17 protein-coding genes are annotated in these 20135 nt (G+C 45.9%); 12 read left to right on the top strand and 5 right to left on the bottom strand.

Annotated features, from left to right (window positions below):
- Window positions 1–118 precede the first annotated feature (118 nt).
- The 3 genes from MSED_RS06200 to MSED_RS06210 all read left to right on the top strand — a co-directional run bounded on the left by MSED_RS06200 (window position 119) and on the right by MSED_RS06210 (window position 3220).
- A complete protein-coding gene (locus MSED_RS06200; protein ID WP_012021169.1) occupies window positions 119–766 on the top strand; it encodes a helix-turn-helix domain-containing protein in 648 nt (215 codons plus the stop codon).
- Window positions 767–953: 187 nt separating this feature from the next.
- Complete coding sequence (locus tag MSED_RS06205; RefSeq protein ID WP_012021170.1) at window positions 954–2354, top strand: MFS transporter; 1401 nt, start codon at window positions 954–956, stop codon at window positions 2352–2354.
- Window positions 2355–2455: 101 nt separating this feature from the next.
- On the top strand, window positions 2456–3220 hold the full coding sequence (locus MSED_RS06210) for an SDR family oxidoreductase (RefSeq protein ID WP_012021171.1): 765 nt from the start codon (window positions 2456–2458) through the stop codon (window positions 3218–3220).
- On the opposite strand, the gene MSED_RS06215 is transcribed toward MSED_RS06210, so the two are convergent.
- On the bottom strand, window positions 3195–5270 hold the full coding sequence (locus MSED_RS06215; RefSeq protein ID WP_158497971.1) for an AMP-binding protein: 2076 nt from the start codon (window positions 5268–5270) through the stop codon (window positions 3195–3197). The genes MSED_RS06210 and MSED_RS06215 overlap by 26 nt on opposite strands.
- A 740-nt stretch (window positions 5271–6010) precedes the next feature.
- Here MSED_RS06215 and MSED_RS12350 point away from each other — a divergent pair.
- From MSED_RS12350 to MSED_RS06240, 6 genes are all read left to right on the top strand, one after another.
- Window positions 6011–6148 carry a hypothetical protein gene (locus MSED_RS12350; RefSeq protein WP_155464952.1) on the top strand — a complete coding sequence of 46 codons (138 nt, stop codon included), beginning with the start codon at window positions 6011–6013 and terminating at the stop codon, window positions 6146–6148.
- Window positions 6149–6262: 114 nt separating this feature from the next.
- The gene (locus MSED_RS06220) at window positions 6263–6487 is read left to right on the top strand and encodes a hypothetical protein (RefSeq protein ID WP_048060074.1); all 225 of its coding nucleotides are present in this window, start codon (window positions 6263–6265) and stop codon (window positions 6485–6487) included.
- The gene (locus tag MSED_RS06225; protein ID WP_012021173.1) at window positions 6477–7376 is read left to right on the top strand and encodes a hypothetical protein; all 900 of its coding nucleotides are present in this window, start codon (window positions 6477–6479) and stop codon (window positions 7374–7376) included. Before MSED_RS06220 ends, MSED_RS06225 begins: the two co-directional genes overlap by 11 nt.
- Before the next feature lie 223 nt (window positions 7377–7599).
- On the top strand, window positions 7600–8268 hold the full coding sequence (gene bluB / locus MSED_RS06230; protein WP_012021174.1) for a 5,6-dimethylbenzimidazole synthase: 669 nt from the start codon (window positions 7600–7602) through the stop codon (window positions 8266–8268).
- A 106-nt stretch (window positions 8269–8374) separates the two neighbouring features.
- On the top strand, window positions 8375–9139 hold the full coding sequence (locus tag MSED_RS06235) for a mechanosensitive ion channel family protein (protein WP_012021175.1): 765 nt from the start codon (window positions 8375–8377) through the stop codon (window positions 9137–9139).
- Between the two features lie 62 nt (window positions 9140–9201).
- A complete protein-coding gene (locus MSED_RS06240; RefSeq protein WP_012021176.1) occupies window positions 9202–10152 on the top strand; it encodes a hypothetical protein in 951 nt (316 codons plus the stop codon).
- Window positions 10153–10806: 654 nt separating this feature from the next.
- Here MSED_RS06240 and MSED_RS06245 read toward each other — a convergent pair.
- The 4 genes from MSED_RS06245 to MSED_RS12180 all read right to left on the bottom strand — a co-directional run bounded on the left by MSED_RS06245 (window position 10807) and on the right by MSED_RS12180 (window position 15784).
- Window positions 10807–11163: a hypothetical protein gene (locus tag MSED_RS06245; protein WP_012021177.1), complete on the bottom strand. Its 357-nt coding sequence runs from the start codon at window positions 11161–11163 to the stop codon at window positions 10807–10809.
- Between the two features lie 43 nt (window positions 11164–11206).
- Complete coding sequence (locus MSED_RS06250; protein ID WP_012021178.1) at window positions 11207–12169, bottom strand: thermopsin; 963 nt, start codon at window positions 12167–12169, stop codon at window positions 11207–11209.
- A 272-nt stretch (window positions 12170–12441) separates the two neighbouring features.
- Entirely contained in the window at window positions 12442–15240 is a 2799-nt protein-coding gene (locus tag MSED_RS11830) for a thermopsin (RefSeq protein ID WP_268765954.1), read from the bottom strand.
- A gap of 331 nt (window positions 15241–15571) precedes the next feature.
- On the bottom strand, window positions 15572–15784 hold the full coding sequence (locus MSED_RS12180; protein ID WP_144418764.1) for a hypothetical protein: 213 nt from the start codon (window positions 15782–15784) through the stop codon (window positions 15572–15574).
- Window positions 15785–16679: 895 nt separating this feature from the next.
- Between MSED_RS12180 and MSED_RS06265 the strand changes: the two genes are divergently transcribed.
- The 3 genes from MSED_RS06265 (at window position 16680) to MSED_RS12000 (ending at window position 20110) form a co-directional block, all read left to right on the top strand.
- Window positions 16680–17390, top strand: a complete 711-nt coding sequence (locus MSED_RS06265) for an ABC transporter ATP-binding protein (RefSeq protein WP_012021181.1) — start codon at window positions 16680–16682, stop codon at window positions 17388–17390.
- A complete protein-coding gene (locus MSED_RS06270) occupies window positions 17380–18729 on the top strand; it encodes a hypothetical protein (protein WP_012021182.1) in 1350 nt (449 codons plus the stop codon). Before MSED_RS06265 ends, MSED_RS06270 begins: the two co-directional genes overlap by 11 nt.
- 301 nt (window positions 18730–19030) lie before the next feature.
- A complete protein-coding gene (locus MSED_RS12000) occupies window positions 19031–20110 on the top strand; it encodes an AAA family ATPase (RefSeq protein WP_012021183.1) in 1080 nt (359 codons plus the stop codon).
- Window positions 20111–20135: the final 25 nt, after the last annotated feature.

Below are 20135 nucleotides of genomic sequence, written 5' to 3' on the forward strand. Positions count from 1 at the left end.
GCTGATAACCATGTCCACACGTGACCAGTAATCATTGTTTCTTTTTCGCCTTAATCTATTAATAAACGTTTAAAAGGATTACTTTAAAGTTTAAAATTTTGAGTGAATATCACTAGTTATGTACTCTAGATATCCCCTGAAGCTTGTTACCGTAGACTTGTTGCATGAGGGTTGCTGGACAAGTTTCCTTGATAACAAGGTTCAGGTCATAGCCCATCACAGTAACGGACGTGTAATGAGAGACCTAGTGGTCGGTAAACCTGAAAGTTTTAAGGTCATTAAGCGATTGGATAGATCAACGCGAATAAACTCCATATCAAACGTGAGTTACCTTGATGACGGGAGAGTCCTCGTTGACATGATGCTAGATTACAGAAATTCTGTATTCTCCTTGCTGGACGCCAGCAATCTCTTCGTCGTGGAACCAACCATAGTTTACGGTAATGAGATCTGGAGCTTTCTCGCCTACGAGCACCAGGTTAATGAGATCATACGTGAACTTCGTGGAATAACTAGGGTAAACGAGGTTAGAGTACAGGACTTCGATGGACTGGAACTCAGTGAGGAGGAGCTGGAAGTCCTTTCAACTGCCCTCGAAATGGGATATTTCAACGTGCCTAGAGAAGCTAACTTAAAGGACGTGGCTAGGGCCACAGGGAAATCGGTGAACGCGGTGGCTTACTCCTTGAGGAATGGAGAGAGGAAAATAATACGGGGAATTACGGAGTTGCTGAAAAGATGGAGATACCTGCCCAAAACTTGGTGAAATTCACGAAACTTTCTAAGGTTTTCACTGCCACTATCCGCTAAAAGGGACAAATTGCATTGTAAATATGCTATGATACCGGATTATGACATCTGGCATCTATTTAGAAAGCTTATAACTTTCACACATTTCTAAAATATTGTTCTATAATAAAGGTTTATATATTTCACAAGTTAAAAGAACTATAATGGCAGATAGCTCTAATTTAAGGCAGTCACCGGAATGGTACGTGGCCAGAGTGGACAGGCTCCCTACATGGGGCCTATCATATGCCCTAATATGGGCCATGGGATTTTCCTTTTTTATAACCCTATATGACGTCATTAACGTGGGTTTCGCTCTTCCCTACGTACCCTTCGTGGTAAGCGCAGCTCAGGCGTCATTAATAGCGTCGTTGGGTCTATGGGGTTATGTTGTGGGCGCTCCAATCTTTTCATACATTGCGGATGTGGTGGGAAGGAGACCCACCCTAGTCTTCACTGCCCTGTTGACGGCGTTAGGAAGTTTCGGGGATGCCCTATCCGTGAATTATCCCATGCTGGCCGTGTTCAGGTTCATTACGGGGATGGCCATAGGGGCTGACTTGGTATTGGTCATGACCTACATGGCAGAGATGTCCCCTGCCGCTAAAAGAGGTCAATACACGAACCTTGCCTTTATAGGGGGTTGGGCTGGAATAGGAATTGGTCCCTTCATCGCTGCCCTCATTGTTACCTCTATACCTTCCATAGGATGGAGGATAGTTTTCGTTGTGGGAGGGATTCTCGCTGCCCTTGCTCTAGCCATAAGGGCATATGCTCCTGAGACGGTGAGGTTCTTGGCCATGAAGGGAAAGTTCAATGAAGCTGATAGTTTAGTTGGGCACATGGAGACAACGTCCATGAAGAGAGCTGGCGTAAATCAATTACCTGAGCCCAACATGAAGGTGTACAATGTACCCAAGGAGAACCCGTTCAAGGTTCTCGCTAAGCCGAAGTATCTTAAGAGGCTCATAATCCTGTTCCTCCTGATGTTTACCATATACTTTATGGATTACCCATTCCTTGTGTTACCAGAAACATGGGTGAAGGATGTGCTGGGATATAGCGGGTCCCTGTTCTCCTCCGCTGTCTTCTATTTTGGGTTAGCCGGGATTGGGGCCTTCCTAGGAGCTATACTTCTAAGGTTCATTATTGACAGATTTGATAGGAGATACATGACAGTGTTTGGAGTTGTTGTGTTCACAATTGGTACTGCCATAATGGCAATTGGAGGAATTGCAAGAAGCATTCCGACATTCTTCATTGGATCGTTCATTGCCGAGCTCGTGGGAGTTGGATGGTTCAACGTTTATTATCTGCTATGCAGTGAGAACTTTCCAACAAGTGCAAGGGCAACTGGTTACGCCATTACAGACGGTATTGGACACGCAGGAGGAGCAATTGGATTGCTCACGGTTTTCCCGCTAATCCCGATTCTAGGTAATATAGGGGCTTGGACGGTACCGTGGATACCTGCAATAGTGATGGCGATAGTTACAGTGTTTACTCTGCCAAAGACCGTGAAGGTTAGACTAGAGGAGGTAAATGAAGCTACGGATCGGGTGTGATCTTCCACTCATATTACTCTCCTAACAAGTTTTTTGAAGCTCCCTTTTTCTGTCCCTGCACTGAAGCTGAAAATATTAACGAGTTTTCAGGATCTTAAACTATGTACCAGTTGAAAGGAAAAATTTTCGTTGTCACGGGATCGGGAAGAGGCATAGGAAGAGAGGTAGCGATTGGGGCATCGCTGGAGGGTGCGAAGGTTGTGGTCAACGCGAAAAGGGGAAAGGAGGAAATGGAGGAGACCATGAGGGAGATAAGGGAGAGGGGTGGAGAGACGCTGGGAGTTCTTGCAGATGTGTCCACGGAACAGGGATGTAAGGAACTGGTGGATAGGGCGATCTCGGCTTTTGGAAGAGTTGACGTCCTGGTTAACAATGCGGGTGTGGGAATCTATTCTCCCTTCATCGAGGTTGACGACAGGATTGTGGAGAAGCACTTTCAGACTGACTTTAAGTCTGTGCTTTACTGCTCCAAACTCGCTTCTCCCCACATCTCAGAGGGAGGGGAAATCCTCAACGTTGCGTCCCTCGCAGGAATCCTTCCATTCAAGGGTCTCTCAATCTACGGGGCGATGAAGGGGGCAGTGATCTCCCTCACCAGGTACATGGCCCTTGAGCTTGCCCCCAGGATCAGGGTAAACGCAGTTGCGCCAGGGCTCGTGAGGACGAAGTTGGGGGAGAGCCTTCCCAAGGTGTGGGGAATGACGGAAGAGGAGTACGCTAAGAGGTTCACCTTAACTGGGAGAATCCTCGATCCGGCAGACGTAGCCCAACTGATCTTGTCCATCATTAAGGTTGAGGGAATGACCGGCCAGGTGATCACGCTAGATGCGGGGGAGTCGCTCAAGGGCTCTGTAGGAGTTTTTTGACCTCTTCCCTTACCACCTTCTTGTCTAGTTTGCCCGTGCTCGTCTTGGGAATGGAGTCCACGAAGATTATCCTGTCGGGAATCCACCAGTTGGGAAAGGCGTTCAAGGACTTGAGGTATTCCACAACTTCCTGTGGGGTAGTGGGCTCCTTGGGGACTACTAGGGCGACAGGCCTCTCTCCCCACCTTTCGTCATGAACTCCCACAACCACAGCCTCTGAAACCTTATGGAAGGACATGATCGCGTTCTCGAGCTGGACGCTACTGATCCACTCTCCCCCGCTCTTGATCAGGTCCTTCTGCCTATCCACGACCTTCACGTTTCCGTCGGGGTCCACGACGGCAATGTCACCTGTCCTGAACCATGTGAACTTTGCCTCCCCCTTGAAGTATCTACCCGTAACGAACGCACCTCGAACGGCAAGCTCGCCCATGGTTTTCCCATCCCAGGGTAACTCCCTCCCAGCTGGGTCCAGGAGGGATATCTCAAACCCGAAGATGGGGTAACCCTGTTTGGTCAGGACGTTAAGATCATCGCTCCTATTCACCGTCGCTATGGCCTCGGTCTCGGTCATCCCCCAGGCGTGGTAGGTCCTAACGCCCAGCTTTCTCATTCTCTCCATCAATCCCTTGGGTGGCTCAGCCCCACCCATCACCACCGTCCTGAGCTTACCTAGGTCCTCCCTCTCCTTCTCCACGTAGTTCATGACGTCAATCCAGACAGTGGGGGCACCGGCTGCCAGGGTGACCCCTTCTTCCTTGATGAGTTCCACCAGGTCCCTGGGCTTGGGTCTAATTCCAGGAAGAACCAGTTTTGCTCCAGTCATGAGAGAGGCGAAGGGTATGTCCCACCCTGATATGTGAAACATGGGTACAACGTCCATGACCACGTCGTTCGAGGAGAGACCCAGAACGTCACCTGCCAGCAGGGAAAGGGAGTGGATGAAAATGCTCCTGTGGCTGTAGATCACTCCCTTCGGTTTACCCGTGGTGCCTGAGGTGAAACAGCTTACGGCACCCCTCTTTTCCTCAAGATCGGGAAGTTCCTGCGCCGGCTCCTGCGAATCAATTATCTCGTCGTAGGACTCATTCAGCCTGAAGGTTTTCACGTTGAGTGATGCCTCTATGTCCTCATCCATGAAAACTGCGGAGTCCTGCATCTCTTCGACGACGTAATCCATTTCCCTTGGGTGAAACCTCACGTTTACCGTGTGAAGGACTCCACCACTGAGAGGTACTGCGAAATAGAGTTCCAGATGTCTGCTTGTGTTCCAGGCAATTGATGCAACGTTCTTCCCCTCGAGCCCGTTTTGCTTAAGGAAAGTTACGGTCTTCCTCACCCTCCTAGCAAAGTCCTCGTAAGTGTAAGTTCTCCTGGAGTTGGATAATCCCCCACTCAAGTTTATTTCAAGGGTGTTAGAGAGGGGAATTTGATCATCATAGACTACGTGCAAATTACTCAGGACAGGTAATTTCGAGATAGTATAGGAGAGAAAGCTGGTCAATAAGGATTCGGGAGAGGGGTTTTCGTGTTTGGTCTCGTTTGGTAACTTCTCTTGGTCTGCTATCAACAAGTTATACTTTCCCTTAATTCTGTCCTTAATTAGTGAGAGCGTGTCATTGGAACACGACAGATTGTCCACGTTCTCTATGACTTCCAGGACCTCATTAAGTAATGAGGAATTTACCTCAGACAGGTCCAGGTTCTTAACCTTTCTGACTACTAACTTTCTACCTTCATTTCTGAGCTTAACCAGAAGTTCATCGTCAATCTTCACGTAATTCAAGTGTTCCACGACAATGGGAAAGAGGCGAGTATCCCCAGAACTTATCGTGGACAACAGGTTCAATGCCTTTACTCCATCATCGGTCAGGCGATAAGTTCCATCTCCATTTTTAGTGACTAGCCCGCCAAGCTTACGGAGGTGAAAGGAGAGACTAGGACTGTCCAACCCCAGCTCGTTCGCCAACTCAGAGAAGGTTTTCGGAGTCGATAGTGACTGGATTATCCTCCTTCTCGTCTCATTTGATATGGCTTCGAATATATCCATAAGTCCAAAAGAATATTTACACATTTAAGTTTTTCGTAATTTTCTGTTTAGTAAAGAAAAATTTACCCTTGACAGTTAGGTGAGACATTTCAAGGGGTGAGACTCGGTAATTCCAGCTAAGGAAAAAGACTCAATACCCTTGCTTCTTGGCCTCTCCCGTCCTGATGTTAGGGAGTCCCTAAATGTGAAGGAATCAGATAAAGAGAGGGAGTAGCGGAGGAATGACTTGGAATAGAGTGGGACATGTACCTAGCTAACGAGATCTTTAATAATATACATAGTATGTCTTTATGGAAGTCGCATTTAATCTCCTTGGACAGGCTCAGAGTTAAGGACTAACCTCCTTTAAAGGTAGTTGCATTCGAATCGAAACTTCCTCTCGCTAGATGGATATAACGGTGGAAACGTAATGAACTATACTTCAGGATGGAGTCTAGGAAAACGTGTGAAGTACTTTGATGCATAAGAAACCTTCTAACGAAGCTATATATATGGAGTTCCAAGAAAATCACCAGAACTGTTTGAGGTAGAGCGGGGGAGAGTGCTTATTATAAAAGCTTTTATATCGTAATACACTCTTGATAATGAGTTGCCCCTAGAAACATGAATCTCGATGTCGCGAATTAACTAAAAACTGTTCAGATTGCTTACGGCAATGATTGTGAATCAAATTGGGTTTTTATAGTATTAGGATAGAAAAAATAATAGGATGATCAGGATAATAGGAAATTGAAGGAAAAATGAGGTTAAACCCAGTTCAAACCCAACTCGTAATCAAGTTAGCCATGATGGGAGCAGCAGCAACTGCGTTGCTGTTAGCTAGCCACGGAGTTATAATACACGCTGGAATATCAACTGGAAACTTAGGTGGAGGGTAAAGGATTTTTATAAGGATAGATTTTAGTTATTCACTTATTTAATGTGTAACAGCATTCTACTTTTTACCCCAAGGTTTAAGAGTTACTTATTTACTAATTTAGTATTGAACAAGGATGAGTAAGACTGAGGTTGACGATGCTACTATTTCCAGAGTTCTCATGTACATTCAAAGGTTTGGAGACCTTAATCCTAGGATACTTGGTGCTCTTGCGCACAATAAAAACATGGATTCCGTTATTAAGTTAATCAAAGAAGAATTTTCCCTTAACGTATCTTACATAGCTAGATATAAATCAATAGGATTAAAGGCTCTTTTTTTTTTTGTTAGTGAATGCTGACCCAAGAATAGAACTTGTGGATATATATGAAATATTTGATGGCTATCCTGTGTTTGTGGAGAGAGATCAAACACGTAACGAGAAGCTGATAATTGGTTTAACTATTCCTCCAAAATTTGAAAATGATATAGTAAACATCATAAACGAACTAGAACAGCGTGGAGTATTTGATATAATAGATTTCCTTAATATTGAAGATAGTATACAGTTTACCTATGATTTTTCTACCTATGATTTTAAACTTCGTAGGTATAAGGAACAATTCCTAGTAGAACCTAGGGAACCTGTCTATTTCCCTGATTTAAGTGACGGATTTGAACCGGATTGGATCGATCTTCAAATAATTGGAAAGAAACAAGAAAGAAATTTCCTATCGCTTAAGGATATAGCTAAGATGATTGGAGAAAATTATAGAACTGTTTTAAGGCATTATCAAGAACATATAATTGGAAAAGGGTTAATTAGTGTATTTGGAATACGACTTAATGGGGAGAATCAAACGAGGATATCTATAATTTTTGATGAAAATGAAGATTTCCTCAGAGAACTTACTAGAATACCTACACTAACTCACGTTCATAGGCTAAGCAAGAACAAGTACTATGGTATAGCCTTTCTGGAAGATTCGATTGCCAGCGGTATCCTAGAATATATCTCTCAGCTAAAATATAAATATCATGTAGATGCAGACGTAATGATACACCCCTTCGAACCGAGACTGAAGTATCTGCTAGCAGCTTCGATACCGTATGAACATTTCACTGTGGACGGAAGATGGACCATGGACAAGCAAAGGATAAGAGATAGTATAGAGAGAGTTGTGAGGAAACTAAAGGCGCCTGGTTCAACACAGAGCTACCACATTCCCAGACTGGGCAAAATAGAGTAATAACTTAACTTCGTGAACTGTACATTCGACCTGGTATTTCAGAACTTATCCACATCCTCTTAAATCATGAGTAACCCTTTATGCTCGGTCCGTTTTCCGTTTCCAGAAACTAGAACCCATATCCTTCTATTAGATTTCGCGACCTGCTGGAGACAACGGGTTAACTACTTCTTCACTCCTCAATTGATCCTAAACCATTTAATCTCCTGGATACTCTATCCATATGGACATCTACGAAGCAATTAAGGGAAGGAGAGACGTAAGAAGTTATTTTAAACCAGATCCGATACCACACGAGGTCCTTTCCAAGATCCTCCTAGCTGCTCATCTAGCTCCGTCTGTGGGTTATTCTCAACCGTGGACTTTCATCATAATAAAGGATCCAAACATCAAGAGGAAAGTGAAGGATGAGGTAGAAAGACAAAGAACTGGATATAGGGAACTACTCGACGAGAAGAGGAGAGCACTCTTCGATACCATCAAAATAGAGGGAATAATGGAGGCCCCCATAAATCTAGCAGTGACTGCTGACTGTTCGAGATTCGGTCCACACGTCCTAGGCAGGATAACCATGCCAGAAACGTGTCAGTATAGCGTTGTACTCGCAATTGAAAACCTTTGGCTGGCAGCTAGGGCAGAGAATGTTGGTGTTGGGTGGGTGAGCTTCCTTGATAAAGAGAAGGTAAAAGGCCTACTTGAAATTCCAAGGGATATTGATCTCGTCGCCTACCTTACCATGGGATATGTGACCTCTTTCCCGGAAAGACCAGAGCTGGAGCAGAGAGGCTGGAATAGCAGACTTCCCCTATCCGAGATAGTATTTCAAGACGCCTGGGGTAAGAGACCAGATCCGGACCTTATCAGGATCCTGAACGAAACGAAACTGGAGTGACCTCTTACCCCTCATCGCTCCTAACTCGTGCTTTCTTTTACTATTTAACTTTAAACTATTTAAATAAGCTGAAGGATTTAAGTAAACTCGCTAATTATATCTCACAATGATAATAGCCCAAGCTCAAACAATATCCCAATCTCTAAGTCAATTAGGAACAGAATTTGTTAATGCCATACCCTCGATCATTTTATTTGTTATCATCGTTATAATAGAATATGTCGTAGCCCAGATAGTCGCAGGCGTGATAAGGAGGATACTACCGAGAATAATGACCGGACCGTCTTCTGCCATTAGCACTGACCTAGTTCCAGGCGTTGTGAAGGCGCTAATAATACTGTTGGCGTTAGCAGTTGCGTTTTCGGTACTTAACCTAGGACCAGCAACGGTATACATTGCTGAGGTGGCGAGATACTTACCAGCGCTTGCGGGAGCAATTCTCCTTCTAACGCTGGGACTTTCCCTGGTCAACATCGTTATCGACTATATGATGAAGCAAATGAACACAGGTGACCCGTTCGTTCAGACCATTTTCGCGGTTCTGAGGTTCGGAATATACGCCGTGATTATCACCGTCGCTGCAACCCTCGCCATATTTTACTGGATACCGAGCATTAGCCCCTACCTCTTCTACGACATTATACTAGCGTCAGTTATCCTGATGTTCGCCTTCACGATCACGGACAAGGCCTTCGAATCCATCTCCAGGTCTGATCCAAACGCTACCACGTTAACGTCATACGGGAAGTTCGTCCTCTACACTATCTTCATACTAATTGCAGTGGCGATCATAACTCAGCCCTTCGCTAACGTGTCAGGTGTGCTCCAGAGAGTGTCCGGAGCGAGAAAAATTCAGCTAATAATTATTTGAGATCTGTCTAGTTAATGAAGAATGCTAGTAATACTTAAGTCGGGGGAAACGGACATCATACCATGAAGCCCGACACTATCCAACAACCCCAATACGTGGTGATGCCCGTTCCCCCACTTGAGGATATGCCTTCCAAGGATAAAACCCTTTTCCTCCTGCAGCCGGTCGTGGAGATGGTTAGGCCGAGGATCGAGGAGAGAATTCCGGGGAGCTTCACGTACTTCAAGTTACTGGTCGTCATGGTCGTGTATTGTTCGTTGAGGGACGCGGTAAACCTGGTGAACACGAACGTCATCGTGAGGCTGTTCGTTGGGGAGCGAGTGGGGAAGTCCACGTTGTTTGACTTCATCGGGAGGTTCGCGAGGGCCAGGAAGGACTTGTTAAGGGAGATAGCCAAGGAACTTGAGGAGAAGTGCAGGCAGAGTTACTTGCCGTCGAGCGCGTCATACGAGGGGATTGAGTGGCTAGTGGACTCGTTCCTTCTGGACCTTCCACCGGGGAAGACTAGCCTAGAGCTGGTCCTCGAGAAGTTAAGGCTGGACGCCATGGACCTGGGCCCTATCGCGAGGGCGATCGCGTTCGCTGGGGCCTGGCTTAGGGCTAGAACTAGGAGGAGGTTCGAGGGAACCTGGGCCAAGAAGTGGTCGAGGTCTTACTTTGGGTTGAAGGTCTTCCCGCTCATCTCCACTGCCCTCTTCGTCCACGGACTTGAGGTCGAGCTGGCAAACTTCTCCGACGTGAGGTGCAGGCTGTCAAGGAAGGGCCTGAAGCTCGTGGATCGCGGGTTCAGGGAACGCGGGTCCTTCGTCCACCCACACGGCAACTTCAAGTACCTACGTCCCTTCGTGGAGTACTTCGGGATATTCCTAAAGCAGCATTGGAGGCCCTACGCCGAAACCAGGGTGAGGAACGAGGCCTTCCTTTACGCGATAGCTATCACGTACAACATGGTCCACTTCGTCTCAATCCAGCGCAGGACTCCGCGTCACCTGCGCGCGGCCCAACTCCCTTGACGCGTGTGTGGACGAGGAGTTAGGCCGAACTGTTCTTGACATATTAATTTCTAACAAGGGATACAAACCGGGTTAGTCGATTTAACCTTTGATCGAGGTAAGAACTTGAGGTGTAGGGTTAATTTCATACTCTATATCGAAACAAGCCGAATTTTAAGCAATCCGGACACTCTCTCCAGACCCTAGCGTGGGGACTGGCCATAGGTTTCGGTCTACTCTTAATACCCCTCGTGTATGCCTACGCCAAGAGGCTAGCTGCAGAGATGTCAAGGTAATAGGTGTAAGGTAATCACTCTTTTTTCATTCTCTTAATTTCTAGTCATGACAACCCGTAAACCTACTCATGGTTATGTAGAACACCCATGAAATTTCTGCCAACCCGCCTACAAGCTCGTAACCCTCGTCGTGCCTCATAAGGAAAGATGAATCGGTTGTTTATTATGGTTGAAAATACTTGGCGTATCTAGAGATCTCAATTGATCAATTTCCTTTTTTCCTTCGAAACTTCTTTCAATAACCTTTTTGATCTAGGGCCTGATAGCGTCGAACTTACCCCCTCCTAAGTGACTTAGGAGGTCATAAGTGGTAAATGATTCTACCACAAAAGGGACTTACTTAAGAACCCACTTGCATGTTACAGAGGACCGGGTAGATTCACGTCAAAACTAGCTGGAATCCCTTTTCCACGAGGTCCTGGAAGGCGTAGTGATCGTGCTCGTCTCCCAGCAACTTGACCTTAAGTCGGTCCCTTATATTTAGATGCGGAGGTGATGCACAGTATCCGCATGCCCCGAGGAGGAGGCCTCTCTTCACAACCTCGTCAAAGGCGGGTCTCAATCCCTTGTAGGGGCTCTCAGAGATGGGTATCTTAGTCCCTAACCCGTCGAGGTAAACTAGGACCTCGTTCCCCTTCTGGCTCAGTTCAACCGCATAGTGAAATGCGTGGGCCGCCTTAATGGATTCGGAAAGGCTCGAGGGATCACTCATTACTACGAAAAGGAGTTTAGCCATAAATTAATGAAGATAAGGAAAACTAAAAAAGATTTTAACTCTGTCAGACGAGCACCACACTGAAGTTGTTGGTTAGTATCGTGAGCTCCTCTGTCCCCACGTAACTCTCCGGTACACCGTTCACCAGGTTGTCGTGAACGTTGTATGCGCTCTCCCCTGTGTTGGAACCGAAGGTGTAAAGTGATGGGATCGGGGTTACACCGGTGCTCGACAAATAGTAAAGACCTAGCGACGAGTTGAGATGGGTGAACTGAGTTGGCGCACCATTTCCACCACCTCCCCATACCAACTCTGCGTCGTAGTATAGACCGTCGGGCGTATACGTGTTCCCGTTGATTGTGATCTCCGCGGACTTTATCCCTGGCTGGGATATGGTAACCTTGTCGTAGTACTGAACCGAGGTGACTTGACTGCCCTGTAGGATCTCATACCCGAACCATATACTCACTGAGTTAGACGTATACGACGTGTTCACCACATATACGTAAGAGAACGGGAAGGAGTAGGTAAAGGTTGGACCCACGTCGTAATAGAAGGTGTTCCCACTCCCAGCAGAGGCAACCTTTCCGTTCCCGGACACAGCAGATGACGAGAGGGTTGAGGGGTTCCCTGTAAGGTTCCAGATGTTATCAATGAAGGTGACCTGGTTCGTGTTTGTCTGGAAACTTCCGACGTCCTGTAACCAGTACGCGAAGGTTCCCTGCGTGGTGTTTACCTGCAACACAACGTTCATCTGCAGGGTAGCAGAGTATGGATTTACACCGTATTTTCTGGCCTGTTTGTAGTAAGCGAGTAAGCTGGTAATGTTGGCGTAACCCAACACCTTAGAGGTCTCTATGACGTATGGCGTCACCTTGCCTGAATTGTTATAGAGGCCGAAGGACGCTATTCCTGAGGGGGCTGGCGGAGATGTGTAGTAAAGGAATGGGTTCACGTACTCTCCTCGGGTTTGTGGCTTGCCGTGGATTGGAGGGAAAAACACCGGGGATTGTTGTACTGCAGACATTGTAAAAAAGGAGGGTAACAATAAAATAGTTATGAGACCTAGGACTTTTAATTTTAACATTTGAATAGTGTCTAGGTAAAGGTTATTTTAATCTTTCTAAGTAAAGGTCAGTCAAAACGTTAGGTTTTGCCTCCTCCTACATTAATTGGTATCAAGTTATAGGACTCATCATGTTCTGACTATAGTATCTCACGGTATTACTGTGTCTGTTCACGAGAACAGGAGGTGTTGAAAAAAGTGAACTTATCCGCCCTGCCCAGCCTAGAGAGATATCACCTTCTCTTTATCAGTACTATCACCACACCCACAGCCACTATGGCAATAACGGCAACTATCCCCACAAATACTAGACTGATGGACGTCTGTAACGTCTCCTGGACGGGTTGGTTAACCGCTATACTCCCTCCAAGAGCCACTGGAGCAGTTCCGCTGAAACTTCCCGTCAAGTAGAAAGGTAAATTGGCATTCAAGGTGATGCTTGACCCTGCATTAACCCACTCACTGTTTGTCTGAACCCCATTTATTGTTACAGGGTATTGAGAGTTTATCTGTACTAGATACTGTTTCACTGTCTGTACTGAAATAGCTGAAGGCCCGTTCATGGTCAGGGTGGAAGGAGAGATCTGGGTGACGAGTTCCCTAGTTGTAGGGGTAACGTAATATGTGATATTCTCCACGTTTATGGTTGTTCCCGCGTTATACCAACCTGAGGTCAAGGTCTCGTTATTTCCGTTAACAAGGGCGTATGTAGGAATTGATGAAAGTAAGGTGAGCCTATACTGAACCACGGTGGAGATCGTAATGGTTTCCGGCTGGTTCACCGTGAAAGTTGATGGAGTAATCGAAGTTATCACGTAACGTTCGTTAGATGAGGGGTAATATGTGATGTTCTCAACCTGTATCAAGGTTCCTTGATAGTACCAACCTGACTGGAGGGTGAAGTTTTCATAGTCAACTTCGGCATAAACGGGGATAGGAGACGACACCTGAACATAGTACTGAGTCTCTGGGGTGACGGTAATGTTTAGGGGAGAATTCACGGAGAGAGAGGATGAAGGCGTCACACTAGTAATGACTTCCCTCTCACCTGGGCCTAGGTAGTAAGGAACGTTCTCGACGTCTATTGACGTAGATTGGTTGTACCATCCCGAGCTTAGGCTCTCATTGTGGCCGTTCACGAGAGCGTAGACTGGGATAGGAGATGAGACGTCAACGTAGTACTGTTGATAATAGGTGACTGTGAAGGTGCTGGGAGAGGTTGCTGTTCCCTGGTAGTTATATGCGATCACCCTTTCCCCTGAACTGCTCGAGAGGATTTGTGGGAATGTGTAACTAGTGCCGTAGTCCACCCATAACGTGACGGGCAACTTCGCGGTCTCCAGGTTCCCCAGGTAGTAGTAACTCACGGTAGGAACTGCAGGGCCCTGATACTGGAAGTTCACTTGAACCTGCTCGTAGTAGGTTATGGAGAGCTGAGTTGTGCCCAGTATCTCTCCTTGACCATTAACTGCGATCCACCTATAGCCAGACTCAGTTATATTTGAGGCGGAATAGGTGGTACCGGGGGGCACCTTAATGTTCAGGTTATTTAGTGGCAAGGTGACCCTTGAGCCGTTGGGGAAGGTAAAGGTTACGAGGGGTGTAGTGGGAGGCGTTTGCCCATTCACTGAGAAGGATCCTGTCACGGAGTAAAGTTGAGGTTGTGCAATGTTCACTGTAACATACTTAACCACGGAGAACCCTGGGAAGAGAGTTGCGTTAACCTCAAGTTGATAGGAGCCAGGTGACGTTGCTTCTACGGGAACGTTCAACGTGGTTTGTCCATTTACGTACACGTTGTAAGTCCTTGTGAGAGAGTTGCCCTTAACCTGGACTGTTACGTGTCCATAAGCTTGAATTTCAACTGGAATATTGGTTGTCTGCCCAAGTGTGAGATCTACGCTTGGAGGTATCACCACATTAAATTGCGTCACGCTGGTGGTCATGGAGCCAGGCTGAGCCATTACGTTGGCCTCTCCAACCAGCTGATCGTTAGTGTTGTAAACTAGGACTGAATAGTTCACGTAGGGCGTAAGAGTGAATGTGGCGGATCCCCCTTGGAACAAACAGAGGTTATTTACTTGCTCGGCGTACTGGTAGGAATAACTATCATTGTAGATCTGAACGTATCCCTGGTTTAACCCGGTGTTTACAGTTAGGCAAGTGACGTCAGTACTGTTCCACAATGGACCAAGAGCCCCAGGCCCGGTGGTTATAAATCCCGTGGGTAAGCCAGAATATGGATAATAATAATAAAGTACCTTAACATTGGACGATGTCTCGGCAGTATCTGAACCATAGTTGTATGTATTTGCAACCTCCTGGAAATTATGTCCGTTCCAGTAAAATAAAAGTAAATCAACGTTTGCTTGGTTAATATAAGTGTTTGAACCTCCACCTGGTCCGGCGAGAACAAGCTCGGCATCGTAATTATTGCCATTCCCTGTAAGGGCATATCCATTTACCTCAAAATAAACGTTGGTAGCACCTTGAACATTCGTCACTGTAACGGTATCATAGTTTATCCATCCATAACCATCATTGTACCAGAAATAGATAACAGGCTGACCTAGGTTATTGGTACTTACATTTACTAGAAGGTCAAAAGCCGTTGGAAGTGATTGTGTAACAATTGATCCTGGATCGTGGGACACGTCGCCATAAAAAACTTGCGAGGGATAATTTCCATTTGATGAGGATACAGCATACTGACCATTTCCTTGAAGACCGGTCACATTACCAAATGGTACAGTGGAATTCCAAATGTTATCAATAAAATATATTTCATGGTTTACAGTATTAAAACATGCGACGTCCTGAACCCAAAGAGCGTAAGACGATCCTCTTGCCTCATAGTTAAGCATGACATTGAGCTGAAAAGTTACCGCAGTACTTCCACTAGTAAAAGTCAACGCTTGTAAACTGTTTATGTACACTGTCCCTAAGAATTGGGTAGTGTCATAAGAGTAAAAACCGTTAGGCCCTACGCCATAATCCGTAATTCCCATGGGAGCAGGCTCCGATGAATAAATTCCTGGGAGAAGACCTTGACTACTTTCGCCCGAGTATGTGGTGTTGTTGGGCTGAACATGATAGGCTGATACTCCATTAGTAACTAGTAATAGGAAATAATAAAAGGACCAATAGAATTAAGGACTTCGATTTTCTCATAGTTAATGAAGATAAATTATTCCTATATTAACCTTTCGTAAAACATGGCCTAAAATTTTAATATGTATTAGAAAATATTATTTATCACCTACAACATAGGTTTAGATGCCTCTAATATGGTCAGAGATCAACTTGTCACAACCCCTTCATCAGTATAGTCTTCGATCTGACACTGTCACGATTTTTAACAATTTAGAAGGGTTCAATACAATCCTTCTGAACATGGCTTTCTGGTGGTTTCCTTATTCTGAGAATTTCAGTAAAGGGTATGATGTAAACTCCATTTGCATTATTTATTTCAATTCCGTACTTTATTCCATTTAATTTACCGCATATCTCCCCTTTACTGTCTTCAATGCATATTTTTGGTTTGTCATTAATTATTTTGAAAAACTCTGATTCCATTTCTCCCTCAGAGTTGGATTTAGGAAATTTTACATTACTATATTTTCCTTTAATTGTTCTCTCGGTGAAGTAAAATCTTATTCGCATCACATAAAGTGTCATAATCACTGTTGACCCTGATAAAGTGGACGAAAGAGCAAATGCGGTGAATGAGGCTGGACCTTTAATCAGTACATTAATAATGAGAAATGAAAGAAAAATGGATGAAATCATTAGGCTAATGTTCCTAATACTTTTCCAATACAGAAAAAACATGGCATCGGATACAACTTGCCATCCACGTTTCATGTCCAAGTTGGTCGATTTGATAGTAGTATTTTGTGGTGATACTTGGTCTTTATTTGATCTTAAATAGAGTCTCACTAATATAAGAAATAAGACAATTAGGCTCAGAATTATAAATACAAAAAGATTGATATATCTGTCATATTGCTTAAAAATTATTGAGATATATCCTATAATAGTTAACAAAAGGTAAGACAGAATTAGGAATCCATAGTAATATATTCTAGACTCTTGAACAAGCGACATATACCGATCTACGGTATTGTACTCTACACTGATAAGTTTTAAAATCCGAATTCTTTGAGATTTTCTTTCAGAAAAAACAGGAATATAATACTGTAATAGTGAAGCTACAAGACCTATCAGCCCGGGAACTATAGCAGTGACAATATCGGTCAGAGAGCTCATTCAACTTCAATGCCATTTTATCCACTGAATAATAACTTTTACCTGATGTGATTAATTGCAATCTTAAAGGCAGGCCAATTCTAGCCTGCTTAAACCATCACTTCTCCACCATTTTATCATGACGCCGTGTCAACGCGTGGAACTTCCAGGTTAAACCCACTTTGCAAAATTATTTTAATTTTCAGGGCGATTTACTTCTTCAATGGACTGCATATCGCTGACCAATGTCGTCAAGAGATTCGGACTAACGTATGCCTTGAACGGACTCTCCTTCTCTATCCCCTGTGGTGGCAGATACTCCCTTCTAGGACCAAACGGCGCTGGTAAGTCCACGACCATGAAGATCCTAGCTGGCCTAATTAGACCTGACAGCGGTGAGGTCACGATCAAGGGAATGACTCCCGGAAGCAAGGAGGTCAAGAGGATACTTGCCTACCTCCCCGAGGATCCAGTTCCGTATAGGATCCTGACGGTCAGGGAGAACTTGGAGTATTTCGCCTCCCTCAGGGGGATTCCGAATCCAAAGGAGAAGGCAGAGGAGATGATTGACCTGTTTGATCTGAGGGAGTACGAAAGAATTCAAGCGGGGAAACTCTCTCGCGGAAACCAACAGAAGCTCTCGCTTGCCCTGGTTCTCCTTCACGAGCCTGAAATAGTCCTCCTTGACGAACCCCTCAACTACCTGGACATACCCACGCAGGAGAGGGTGATCAACATTCTGAGGGGGATGAACTCGACCTTCCTAGTCTCGACCCACATAATGTCGATTGCGTCAAGGCTCACGGATCACGTAATCATGATCTCGAGGGGGAAGGTGATATGGGCCGGTAGCATATCTGAGTTGAGGGCCCTCGGAAGAGAAGACGAACCCATCGAGAGCGTGGTGTCGAGGATGATGACCGATGATCACTAAACTTCTGAAGGTCATCATTCTATCGCGTTTCCCCAAGTCCACAATAACGATGATCGTCCTCCTAGATGCTGTTCTCGTGGGCATGAGCGTTCCTGGGAGAGGAATCTCCCCCGCAATATCTCCCGAGTTTTCCCTTCTCTCAATCCTGTACATTACCTTCCTTGTGGGGATTTCGCCCTTCAATTCCAGGTTCAACCTAGTTACCAAGTCGGACTCCGACTTCCTAGTGATGCTTCCCGTGGATGATAGGGAACTGATTGCCTCCTTCATCCTGGGGTACTTCGTCGTGAGTTTACTCTTCTCTGCCGTGTTTGTTGCCTGGTTCGTGTACGCCCTCGGACTCTCGGGACTGGTGATACCACCCTTCCTTGCACTTGCGATATCGTCGATGTCGGGAACCCTGTACAACCTTGATAACAGAAAGAAGGCTGTAGTCAGCGTGGTCATGGTGGCCTGGTTCCTGTCAGCCTTGGCGAGGTTTCCCTTGAGTCCCTTATCCATGTTTGCTGGTTTCTGGTACGGCTACGTGATATTACCGGTTTTCTCGCTGGTTCTCCTGGTCCTGGCCCTGAAGAGGTTCAACTATGCAACCTTCTCCACTATGTCCTACACTCCTCCAGGGAAACAGGAGGTCAAGAGGGAGATTACCTTTAACGCAGGGAATCCCTTCCTCCTCATGCTGGAGAGGAACTTGAGGATATTCGAGATTGGCGGAAGAATGAACCTCATGGGAAGTTACACCTTCGTGTCCAGGAGGATAGAGTGGTGGAAGATTTTGAGTATCACTGCGGGGGTTGGGATCGCGATCTACGTGTTGTCAGCCCTGGGATTCAGGAGCTTTCAGCTGGGGTTCTACGTTCTCCTCGGAACCTGGATCTTCACGGTATCCTACTCGAACTCGGCGTTTATCTCGGAACCTATCTGGCTGGACATGAACGTGATGAGTCCGATCCAGTTCGCGAGGTATTACGTGCTAAGTAAGGCACTGTCTGTTGGGCTAATGTTGCTCCCAATCTCCCTCTCTTTCCTTGCCCTGGGGAGGATTGGAATAGCTGTTGCCATGCTAGTGGATTTGCCGCTGAGCTCGATCATGATCATCTCACTTTATGCCAGGTTCTATCAGATCAACTTCCAGAACCCCATGACCTTCAGTCCGTCTAGGTACCTTGTGGGATTCCTCACCATGATTCCCCTAGTGGGGATAGTCTTGATTGCGTTCCTACCAACCCCCGGAGTGATGGAGGGGGTAACGGTTTTTGAGGCCTTGATCTCTTTGCCCTTCCTGGCAATGAAGAGGTACTGGGAGAGGGTTGTGGAAAAGATAGTGACCACAGTATGATTTCTGAACTAGGTTGTTATTCTGAACTTGGTGGTGACTTCCCTCCACATGTAGACTTTATGACGAGGAACCTTCTACCTTAAGAGAGGTTTGGTCCATTATAGGGATACATAAAAATCCTCTTCGAAAGAGGTATAATTTAGCTCCTACTAACATTAATATGACTCCTTAGGGAGTACGTTTCCCTTGCATCATTTCCTAGCTTTCTCCGAAACAGGCAATCAATTACGCGCTATTCCTTAGGCTTGTGTAGGTCTCGTCTAAAGTTTTTACGTAGAAGGAGGAACTAATCAGGAAAACCTTGATTACTTCCATCAAGATCAAGAACTTCAAGAGCTTCAGGGACGTCACACTTAATCTCGGAAAAATAAGTGTAGTGGGCCCAAATGGTAGTGGAAAGACTAACCTAGTTGATGCGTTCTCCCTTCTAAAACAGGTTTTGAGACCCTCCTCGCTTTCACCCTACCCTTTCGCGAGATGGGGCGAATACAAGAACGTAGTGTTCATGCAAGATCCTGGTTTGGATATCTCCTTTGAGCTAGAGGGAAAACACAAGGGAATGGAGTACAGATATTTCCTTGAGATCAACGGCGAGCACTCCTTCACCGTGAAAAGGGAGGAGGTCAGGCTAGGGGACAGGGAAATAGAGAGGGAGAGAGACGCGGTCAAGATTGGGGACAAAAGAATAGAGATCCCCGTGAACTACAGTGTTTTCAATTTATTTAACGCACCTGATCCTGGCTCACCTGATTTGCTCTCCCTTTCTCTGGAGGGCGAATTGAAGGACTTCATGCTAAACTTCTTCAACGACGTCCTTATTCTTCGTTCCACGGAGAGAGCCCTACAACCTGCTCACGTCTCGGCTCCTGAGGGGATTGGGGAGGACGGGGCCGGTCTCCCCAGGGCTCTGTTGGGGAAAAATCTGCCAGGTCAGGTGAGTAACTTCTTGGACTCCCTAAACATGAGCCTAAGGGTAACTGTCTCAGACGACGGTAATGTTACGATCTCCGCTGTGGGGGTCGTGAATGGGAGAGAAATAGTCATTCCCCCAACCTCGATCCCCTCGGGAGTGGTCGAGATGATAACCCTTCTGACCTCAATCGACGTGCTTAAGCCCAGCCTGGTAGTTATAGACGGGTTGGAAAATTCCCTGCACCTGAAGTTCATGGAGAAGTTAATTGACGTTCTTAGATACTCTGAGCCCCAGTTCCTGATCACAACGCACTCGCCCCTGGTCATCGACTTCCTGGATCCCTCAGAGCTCGTGATCCTTGATAGGGAGACTGGAGAGACTAGGGTAACCACGATTCAAGACCCTGAGGGATTGAAGAAAAAGCTCCTGGAGGAGGGTCTGACCCTAGGCGAATGGATCATATACTAGGTGATTTTAGAGGATCTATGGGCCC

Source organism: Metallosphaera sedula DSM 5348 (assembly GCF_000016605.1).
In the GTDB taxonomy this organism is placed as follows: Archaea; Thermoproteota; Thermoprotei_A; order Sulfolobales; family Sulfolobaceae; genus Metallosphaera; species Metallosphaera sedula.

What these genes read in the sequence shown, in the direction of transcription:
- MSED_RS06235 (WP_012021175.1), top strand. Translation starts at nt 8,375, where the DNA reads ATGATAATAGCCCAAGCTCAAACAATATCCCAATCTCTAAGTCAATTA.
- MSED_RS06240 (WP_012021176.1), top strand. Translation starts at nt 9,202, where the DNA reads ATGAAGCCCGACACTATCCAACAACCCCAATACGTGGTGATGCCCGTT.
- MSED_RS06215 (WP_158497971.1), bottom strand. Translation starts at nt 5,270, where the DNA reads ATGGATATATTCGAAGCCATATCAAATGAGACGAGAAGGAGGATAATC.
- MSED_RS12350 (WP_155464952.1), top strand. Translation starts at nt 6,011, where the DNA reads ATGAGGTTAAACCCAGTTCAAACCCAACTCGTAATCAAGTTAGCCATG.
- MSED_RS06270 (WP_012021182.1), top strand. Translation starts at nt 17,380, where the DNA reads ATGATCACTAAACTTCTGAAGGTCATCATTCTATCGCGTTTCCCCAAG.
- MSED_RS06220 (WP_048060074.1), top strand. Translation starts at nt 6,263, where the DNA reads ATGAGTAAGACTGAGGTTGACGATGCTACTATTTCCAGAGTTCTCATG.
- MSED_RS12180 (WP_144418764.1), bottom strand. Translation starts at nt 15,784, where the DNA reads ATGGAATCAGAGTTTTTCAAAATAATTAATGACAAACCAAAAATATGC.
- MSED_RS06200 (WP_012021169.1), top strand. Translation starts at nt 119, where the DNA reads ATGTACTCTAGATATCCCCTGAAGCTTGTTACCGTAGACTTGTTGCAT.
- MSED_RS06250 (WP_012021178.1), bottom strand. Translation starts at nt 12,169, where the DNA reads ATGTCTGCAGTACAACAATCCCCGGTGTTTTTCCCTCCAATCCACGGC.
- bluB (WP_012021174.1), top strand. Translation starts at nt 7,600, where the DNA reads ATGGACATCTACGAAGCAATTAAGGGAAGGAGAGACGTAAGAAGTTAT.
- MSED_RS06265 (WP_012021181.1), top strand. Translation starts at nt 16,680, where the DNA reads ATGGACTGCATATCGCTGACCAATGTCGTCAAGAGATTCGGACTAACG.
- MSED_RS06205 (WP_012021170.1), top strand. Translation starts at nt 954, where the DNA reads ATGGCAGATAGCTCTAATTTAAGGCAGTCACCGGAATGGTACGTGGCC.
- MSED_RS06210 (WP_012021171.1), top strand. Translation starts at nt 2,456, where the DNA reads ATGTACCAGTTGAAAGGAAAAATTTTCGTTGTCACGGGATCGGGAAGA.
- MSED_RS06245 (WP_012021177.1), bottom strand. Translation starts at nt 11,163, where the DNA reads ATGGCTAAACTCCTTTTCGTAGTAATGAGTGATCCCTCGAGCCTTTCC.